The organism is Haloferax sp. s1 (genome assembly GCF_058382125.1).
Genome location: NZ_JBZRPK010000596.1, coordinates 1 through 8902 on the forward strand (window position 1 = coordinate 1; position 8902 = coordinate 8902).

Here is an 8902-nt window from a genome sequence, read left to right on the forward strand (position 1 = left end):
CGCTTTTCGCGCATCCGAACGACCGTGCGCTCAAGGTTCAACCGAGCTTCGGCGAGGCGGGCGTCTAAAACCCGCTAATCGATCCGCACGGTGGTGGCGCATGGAAAGTAGACCTGACCGAACCCGTGAACCCGAAGGTGGGCAATCGACAGGCGTTCCTCCAGAAACTCATCGACCGCGACAACGACCGCCACCGCGACCTCCGCGTCTACATCGTCGACGGCGACGTTATCGGCGCGATGTACCGCTACGCGCCGGAAGGCGACTGGCGGACGAACGTCGCCCTCGGCGGTGACGTACTCGACGCAACTGACGAGATGCCCGAAGAAGCGAAGGAGACCGCCCTCTACGCCGCAGAAGTGATGGACATGGACTACGTCGGCGTCGACCTCGTCGAAGGCGACGATGGCTGGTTCGTCCTCGAAGCGAACCCGACGGCAGGATTCAAGGGTCTCTATCAGGCGACGGGCACAAGCCCCGCACCGTACATCGCTCAACTCGCTATCGAACGCGCCGGTGGCGAAGTCGACGAAACGCGCGTCGAAGAACTGTCGGCCACGCTCGACGACTCGACCCCCTCGTGCGCACCCAACGAGTCGCCCCTCGTCGACGGCGAAGCACCCATCATCGGCTACATCGAAGAGGTCGTCGTCAACGGGACGAGCGGTTCGCAACAGACCCTCGCCAAGTCCGACACGGGTGCGACTCGGACGAGCATCGACACGAGCCTCGCCGCCGAAATCGGCGCTGGGCCGATTAAGAGCATGACGCGCGTGAAGTCCGGCAGCCTCAAGACCGGCAAGGCACGTCCAGTCGTCGACCTCGTCATCGGTATCGGCGGTACACAGCACACTGTGACCGCCAGCGTCGAAGACCGCTCGCACATGGACTACCCGCTGCTTCTCGGTCGTGACATCCTCGAACACTACCGCGTTGACGTGCGTCGCCGTGCCAACGCCGACCGGGGCGGAGAGAACGAAGAAGAGGAGTTGCTCGAAGAGTAAGAATCGACGCGCAGCGGATACCTTCAATACGCGAACTTTTCTCCCCGACCGCCGAACGTCGTATCGATGAGCGACAGCGCGTATCGTGAACTCCGAACCGACCCGAACCTCGGCAGCGTCGTCGAGGACCACGGACCACTGACACTCGACCCCGCGAGCGACCCCTTCGAGCAACTGGTCATCTCTATCGTCAACCAGCAACTCTCCACGACCGCCGCGGAGACGATTCGAAACCGACTGTTCGACCGCGTCGAAGCCACGCCGGAAGGGATACTCGCTGCCGACGAGACCGTCTTACGCGACTGCGGCCTCTCCAGTCAGAAAGTCGGCTACGTTCGCAATGCCGCCGACGCATTCCAAGATGGTCTTTCGACCGAGTCACTCCACGCGATGGACGACGACGAGGTCACCGACGCCCTAACCGAGATTCGCGGCGTCGGCGTTTGGACCGCCAAGATGTTTCTTATCTTCGTGCTCGCGCGTGAGGACGTATTCCCGGTCGAGGACCTCGGGATTCGCCGCGGAATGGAACACGTCTTCGGGTTCGACGAGGACGCTGTCTCCCGAGGCGAGATGCGCGAACGAGCAGAGCGGTGGACTCCGTATCGAAGTTACGCGAGTCTCTACCTCTGGCGAAGCGTCGACTGACTGCCTCTCTGACGGGGTGTCGACTAACTGTCAACATCGTGTTCGTCGGTTTCGCCGTCCACGATTGGGTTCAGGAATAAATTTGAGTTGAGTTTATTTTTCGAGGGAGGGAAACGTTGAAACCGATGCACACTGTAACGTTCGTCCATGAAGGTAGACGAAATCAACACCATCACCGTTCTCGGAGCGGGCAACATGGGCCACGGCATCGCGGAAGTCGCCGCCCTCGCCGGATACAACGTCGTCCTGCGCGACATCAAAGAAGAGTTCGTCCAGAAGGGCTACGACCAAATCGAGTGGTCGCTCAACAAACTCGCCGAGAAAGACCGACTCTCGCAGGAAGACGCCGACGCCGCACTCGACCGTGTTACGGCCGTCGTCGACCTCGGTGAGGCCGTTTCCGACACGGACGTGGTCATCGAGGCCGTCCCCGAGAAGATGTCCATCAAGAAGGAGGTGTACGCCGAACTGGAGGAACACGCCCCAGACCACACCATCTTCGCGACGAACACCTCCAGCCTTTCCATCACGGAACTCTCCGAAGTGACAGAGCGCCCCGAGCGCTTCTGCGGCATGCACTTTTTCAACCCGCCGGTTCGCATGGACCTCGTCGAGGTCATCTCCGGCGCACACACCGACGACGAGACGCTCGACGTTATCGAGGACCTCGCAGAGGAGATGGGCAAGACGCCCGTCCGCGTCCGCAAGGACAGCCCCGGATTCATCGTGAACCGCATCCTCGTCCCACTGATGAACGAGGCGGCGTGGACGGTCCACGCGGGCGACGCAACCATCGCCGAAGTCGATTCCACGACGAAGTACGACCTCGGACTTCCGATGGGAAGCTTCGAACTCGCAGACCAGGTCGGTGTCGACGTGGGCTACCACGTCCTCGAATACATGCACGACGTGCTCGGTGACGCCTACGCACCGTGCCCGCTGCTCTCCGAGAAGGTCGAAGAGAAGAACCTCGGGAAGAAGACCGGCAAGGGCTTCTACGACTACGAGGATGGCGAGGGCGCACAGATTCCTCACGGCGAGGGGAGCGAGAAAATCAAAAACCGCCTGCTCGCGCTCATGGCGAACGAAGTCGCCGGACTCGTCGAAAACGAGGTCGCCGACCCCGATGCAATCGACCGCGCGGTCATGCTCGGCGCTGGCTTCCCCGACGGCCCGGCGAAGATGGCCGACGAGGCCGACATCCCAACACTCGTCGAAACGCTCGACGAACTGCACGAAGAGACCGGTGAGGAGCGCTACGAAGTCGTCGAGTACCTCCGCGAACTCGCCGAGTTCGGCGAGGGCTTCCACGGCGGCGACGAGGAAGACGAGGGCGGTCTCGAATTCGACAACGTCGCAGTCGACGTTCGCGAGGGAATCGGCCACATCACGCTCGACCGCCCGCACCGCCTCAACACCATCAGCACCGAACTGATGGACGAACTCTCGGACGCACTCGACGTGCTCGAAGACGACGACGAGGTGCGCGCTATCCTCCTCACGGGTGCTGGCGAACGCGCCTTCTCCGCCGGTGCTGACGTGACGAGCATCGCCGCGGGTGGCGGCGACGCCGTCTCCGGTGTCGAAATTTCTCGGAAGGGCCAACAGACGTTCGGAAAGCTCGAAGACATGGACAAGCCCGTCATCGCCGGTATCGACGGCTTCTGTCTCGGCGGTGGGATGGAACTCGCGACGTGCGCCGACCTCCGAATCGCTACGGAGCGGTCGAAACTCGGCCAGCCCGAGCACGACCTCGGTCTCATCCCCGGCTGGGGCGGCACCGTCCGTCTGCAGCGCATCGTCGGCACCGGCCGCGCGAAGGAGATTATCTTCAGCGCCGAGCGCTACGACGCCGAGACGATGGCCGACTACGGCTTCATCAACGAGGTCGTCGAAAACGAGGACTTCGAGGAGCGCGCCTTCGAGTACGCCAAGAAGTTCGCCCAAGGCCCGCCGATTGCACAGCGCTACACCAAGCGCGCGATGCACAATGGCTGGGAGAACACCGACGCCGGTCTCGAAATCGAGGCGCAGGGCTTCGGCCTGCTCTTTACCACGGCAGACCTGATGGAAGGTATCGCCGCGTTCACGAGCGACCGCGACCCTGAATTCACCGGCGAGTAACCACTCATCGTGAGTGGGTTCCTCTCACTCACTCGACTCGGAACGCAACCCTTAAAATAATCCAACTACCACTCGTGAATGCAGAAGCTCGGTTGGTGTAGTCCGGCCAATCATCTTGGCCTTTCGAGCCGAGGACCAGGGTTCAAATCCCTGACCGAGCATTTCTCTGAGGAACAACGTGACGAAGAGAAAGCGGAGCGTAGGGATTTGAACCAGCGAGCAGCTTCGCTGCGAGTGAGGTTCACGCGAACGAAGTGAGCGTGAGCACGCGAGACGAGCGTCTCACGGAGTTCACAATCCCTGACCGAGCATTTCTCTACTGAACTACCTTCCAAGCGACCGCTGTGCGTGTCACTCGGACTGTGAAGTTGTGTACGCGAGACAGGGGGCAACGTTCATGCGAGCAAAGAGGGTATGACAGAACCCAACACGACATTCAACCTCCTCCCAAACACAGCTACGAGCAATCCAAACCCCAACCCCGTAACCGGGTTCGTCTTTTTATCCTGTGACAACAAATGTCATACATAGTATGGTCCACCGTAGCCACCCGCGAGTTCGTTCCCCGGACGTGTCGTGATGCAGGGGGTATTCGAGTCAATCGACCCCATCGTCGCCCGGTTGTTCCTCGCAGCGGCGCTCGGAATGTTCCTCGGGTTGGAACGCGAGCGGTCGAGAAAGAGCGCCGGAATGCGGACGTTCACACTGACGAGTCTCCTCGGCGGCGTTGCGGTGGCCATTGGGAGCGACACTCTCCTCGCAATCGGCGGGGTGCTGGTGGTCGTGCAGGCAGTGCTTCTCGGGGGTCGTGGTATCGTCGAACGAAGCGTGGCGCACGGCGATTTCGGGAGGGAAGATTCTGATGATGATTCCGAGGCGGACGACTCCGAGGCAGACGACTTCGGGACGGAAACGGGTCTCCTTGAGACGGACGACTCGGAAAGAACCGGCGACAAAGAAGCGAGTCTATCGCTTACCACGTCGACGTCGCTTCTCGTCGCCTACGCGGTCGGTGCTGCGGTGGTGAGCGGCTACCTCATCGAGGGCGTCGTCGTCGCACTCACGTCGTCGCTCCTGTTGGTGCTCCGGCGGGAGCTTCACGGGTTCGCACACCGATTGACCTCGGACGAAGTCCGGAGCGCAATCGAGTTGGCCATCATCGCGTTCGTCGTCTTCCCCTTGCTTCCGGAGGGGCAAATCGGGCCGTGGAATGCAGTCAGCCCGCGGACGGTCTGGCTTCTCGTCGTGGCCGTGAGCTCCATCGGCTTTCTCAACTACGTCATCATCAGGCGGTACGGAGAGCGAGGCATCGCAATCACCGGCTTCTTCGGCGGACTCGTCAACTCGACCGCCGTCATCGGCGAAATCTCGGGGCGGGCGAGACGAAATCCGTCGATTCGGCCGCTCGCCGTCGGCGCGATTCTGATGGCCGACGCCGCGATGGCCGTCCGGAACCTCGCTCTCATCGTCGTGTTCGTCCCCGATATCGCGTGGGAAGTCGGCGTCCCCCTCGGACTCGTCGCGCTCGTCGGTGTCAGCTACGCACTGCACTCCCGGGAGTGGGGCGTCGACCTCGACGTAGCCTTCGAGTCGCCGTTTAGTCTCGAAAGCGCCCTCCGGTTCGGCGTCTTCTTCCTCGTGGTGCTTCTGGTCTCCGCGGCGGCACAGCAGTACTTCGGCGCGACAGGGTTCGTCGTGACCAGTTTCCTCGGGGGACTAGTTTCGAGTGGGTCAGTCGTGACGACTGCAGTTACCCTCTACAGTGGCGGCCAAATCGAGAGTTCGACCGCCGTCATTGGAGTGCTGGCAGGGACTGCCGCGAGTATCCTCGTGAAGGTTCTCCTCGCTGCGAGTATCGACCGCGAACTTCTCGCACCGGTCGCTCGGAAGAGTGCACTTCTCGTCACCAGTGGTATCCTCGGCGGTATCCTCGTCCTGTTTCGTCCGTAGCCGCGCCACCGGCACAACATTGATTACATCGTGTCACACCAATCAAGTTGCACTGGTTCGGTGCATACCATTCTGTTACCGAGCGGCCCCGAAGATTCGCCCGCCGGTCGTCCCCCGGTGTGGCGAGGGCCACTCCTCGAAATCACCACAGCCGATGGCTTCAGGTATACCGGCGTCTATCGTTCGGAAAGACTGACTCCAGGATGAATCGTTGCCCGAAGTCCGGAGATGAGGACGAATCGACAGTGAGCCGAGTGCAGACAACTGAAACGACCGAACCGCCGAGAGGAGGGGCGTAACGACATGAGCGACACGACGCGAGCGCTGCTGACTGTGGGAACACTCGTCGCACTCGCGGCAACGACGGGCAGTCTCTACTTCAGTCTCGGACTGGGACTGACACCGTGTGACCTTTGTTGGTACCAACGCATTCTGATGTACCCCCTTGTCGTGGTTCTCGGAGTGGCCGCCGTTGAAGACCGGGCGGATGTGTGGAAGACTATCCTCCCGCTTTCGCTCGGCGGGGTTGCACTCGCTGGATATCACACCTATCTGCAAGTCGCGCCGGGTGCGACCTGTACCGTCGGCGGGCCGTGTACGTCCATCCAGTACCCGATGCTCGGTGGGTTGTTGACTATCCCGCGACTCTCGCTCATCGCATTCTCGCTCGTGACCCTGCTTTCGGTTGCCGTCGCCCGCGCTGGTGGGACAGACGATGCGTGGGGTATCTGAGCGTGACCCGGTACGACTACAGTTCGACCGCGGTTTAGGTCCGATTCTGCGTCCGCAACCCGAGTTCAGCACCGCTGACGAGCGCAACGGCGAGGAGTGTGACGATGGCGACGAAACGCGGGTCGACGCCGGCGATAACGGGCATCCCCATCCACCCGGCGAAGAGGAGCGCTAGTCCGGCGAGGCAGGTTGTAAACGAGAGCACTGCGAACGGTGTCGTTCCCTCGTCGCCGTCGTCAAAATACGGGTCGAGTTCGGTGGCGCACGTCCCGAGCGAGACGACCTTCGCCGTCGAATCATACGCGACGATGTGGAGCGTGTCGAGTTTCGGGAGATGTGTCTGGTGTAGCGAGATATAGACACTCTGTCTGACGTTCTTCGGCGGTGGTGACTCGCCGGACTCCACTTCCGCGATGTGTTCGGCGAGGTCGCCGACCGACTCCGTACCATCGCTGTCGCGGAGTTGTTCGAGAGTGAGTCGCCGACGCTCGTTTCGGAGCACGTCGTGGATATCTGCCTCGTCAATCGTTCCCTCGGTCGGGTCATCATCTACCCTCCCGATGAGACGGTCAGAAATGCCCATCGCTTCGTTTAGAGCCAGTCATCAGGCTTGGTGTCATAGTCGATGTCACTGGCTGCGATGCGTTCTTCGAGGTCCGAATCGAGGTCGTGTTCCTCGAATTCGTCTCCGTCGTACCGGATGCGAATCGCCCGTTCGACCGGCGTCGGCTCACGCCCGCGCCGACGGGCGACCTCGATTTCGTGGTCGTCGAACTCCTTGATGATAGTCATCAGGTTGACCGGGCGACCCCACAGGTGGTAGACCCGCTCCAGTACACCCTTTGCTTGCTTCTTGTCGAGGATGACGCCGTTGTACTGGTGGCCGAGGAGCAGTTCCCCGCGGTTATCGAAGTTCCCGTCGTAGACGGCGATGGTTGGCTTGCCGAAGTTCGTGAACTGGAACAGCAGTTTCTTCTTTACGTCTTCGTATTCGGACGATGAGACGCGGAACTGCTGTGACGACCGCGAGTACTCGTAGGCGAAGTAGTGGTTGTCGCGGACGAACTCCTCGGTGAGGAACGCATCGAGGAACGTCACGTCGTTGTGGCTCTCTCGAATCTCGCGCATCCGGTCCCAACCGGTGGTCTTGTCCACGTCAGCAACCGCCTCCTCGATGCTGTCGTACTGGTCGTCGTCGAACATGTACCGCGACAGCTGTTCGAGTTCAGAACGGCGAATGCGACGAAGGAACCCACGGTTCTGGGGTTTGATGAGCGAGTAATGGCGCTCGGCGAGTCCCTCGTAGGTGAGTAGCTTCCACGGGTAGCGCTCCAAGTCGAGGGTGTCGTCACCCGAAAGCGCCCTGTCGAGCACTTCGTGGTCAACTCGCGGGTCGTCTTCACTGAGGTCGGTGAGGTCGTCGACAGCGTCTGCGTGGATGCCGTCGATAGCAGGGTCAGTACGCAGGAGCTGTTGTACCTCCTCGAAGTCGACCATGTCGTGGAAGTTCCGCCACGTGATTCCTTTCACGCGGAGGAGTTTGTCGGCGACTGCCGCACGGTTCGTCGTGTTCTCGATGTACTCCCAGAGTTCCTTCCCCAGTTTGTACGGGTTGAGACCGGGCGACCCGAGGACGCGGGCCTGGTGGTCCGCGTACGTGATGAACTCGTCCGTGCCCGCGAAGTGCTCGTCGCCCATCATGAGCGACTCCCAGTAGGCGGCCCAACCCTCGTTCATCACCTTCGTCATCTTCTGGGCGGCGAAGTAGTACGACTCCTCGCGGAGCATGTCGAGGACATCCTTCTGCCACGGCTCCATCTCCTCTGCTTTCTCCGTCTCATCGTCGTACCGCATCCCGTGTTCACGGATGTATGCGAGTACGTCCTTTCTGGGCTTGGTGAGTTTGGCGGCCTCGCGCTCGGCCTCTTCGACGCCTTCGAGCCACTCCTCGTCGAACACTTCGCGGCGAACGTCGTCGGAGATGTCGAGGCTGTCGAGTTGTGCCCTGATGTCTTCGGGGATACGACTATCCGTGTCGGCAGCCGCCTCTCGAATCGACCGGTGTTGGTCGATGGTGTCTTCGAGACAGAGCACGGCATCGATGAACTTCTCGACCTCGTCGCGGCTCACGTCCGGATTTTGGACGTAGCGTTCGATGGCCTGTGCGTGCTGTTCCAGCATCGCGGCGGCGGCGAACTGCCCATCGTCGGAGAACAGCCTGAACCACTGATTGTTCTTGAAGAAGTCGGAGTGCGCCTCGACGTGGGTAATGACGGCCTTCTGGTCGGCGAGCGAGTTCGACTCCTGTAGGAAGGCGTTCGCCGGGTCGTCGTTGTTGACGATTTCGAACGCCTTGCCCATGCCGAACTGGTCGGACTTTCGCTGGCGGTCGTAGGTCATCCCCCACCGCCAGGGCGGGGAGCGCTCCTGGAACCCGCCGGAGG

General features: G+C 61.3%; 6 protein-coding genes, 1 tRNA gene and 1 pseudogene. 6 read left to right on the top strand and 2 right to left on the bottom strand.

The window, feature by feature from the left end:
- From QT222_RS11905 to QT222_RS11930, 6 genes and pseudogenes are all read left to right on the top strand, one after another.
- A pseudogene (locus tag QT222_RS11905) lies at window positions 1-1004 on the top strand (putative ATP-dependent zinc protease); the annotation flags it as partial.
- Between the two features lie 66 nt (window positions 1005-1070).
- Window positions 1071-1652, top strand: coding sequence for a DNA-3-methyladenine glycosylase family protein (locus QT222_RS11910; protein WP_491477297.1), 582 nt, complete (start codon window positions 1071-1073; stop codon window positions 1650-1652).
- 147 nt (window positions 1653-1799) lie between these two features.
- A complete protein-coding gene (locus QT222_RS11915; protein WP_004060326.1) occupies window positions 1800-3776 on the top strand; it encodes a 3-hydroxyacyl-CoA dehydrogenase/enoyl-CoA hydratase family protein in 1977 nt (658 codons plus the stop codon).
- 86 nt (window positions 3777-3862) lie between these two features.
- Window positions 3863-3937, top strand: a tRNA-Glu gene (locus tag QT222_RS11920).
- Window positions 3938-4355: 418 nt separating this feature from the next.
- Window positions 4356-5726 (top strand): MgtC/SapB family protein, encoded by a 1371-nt coding sequence (locus QT222_RS11925; protein WP_491477298.1) that lies wholly within the window; start codon window positions 4356-4358, stop codon window positions 5724-5726.
- Window positions 5727-6029: 303 nt separating this feature from the next.
- Window positions 6030-6458, top strand: a complete 429-nt coding sequence (locus QT222_RS11930) for a disulfide bond formation protein B (protein WP_004060330.1) — start codon at window positions 6030-6032, stop codon at window positions 6456-6458.
- A 34-nt stretch (window positions 6459-6492) separates the two neighbouring features.
- Here the strand turns inward: QT222_RS11930 and QT222_RS11935 are convergent, their stop codons facing one another.
- Both QT222_RS11935 and QT222_RS11940 read right to left on the bottom strand, forming a co-directional pair.
- Window positions 6493-7041 carry a DUF7344 domain-containing protein gene (locus QT222_RS11935; protein WP_004060332.1) on the bottom strand — a complete coding sequence of 183 codons (549 nt, stop codon included), beginning with the start codon at window positions 7039-7041 and terminating at the stop codon, window positions 6493-6495.
- An 8-nt stretch (window positions 7042-7049) separates the two neighbouring features.
- Window positions 7050-8902 (bottom strand): SpoVR family protein (locus QT222_RS11940; protein WP_491477299.1); only part of this gene is annotated, 1853 nt, incomplete at its 5' end.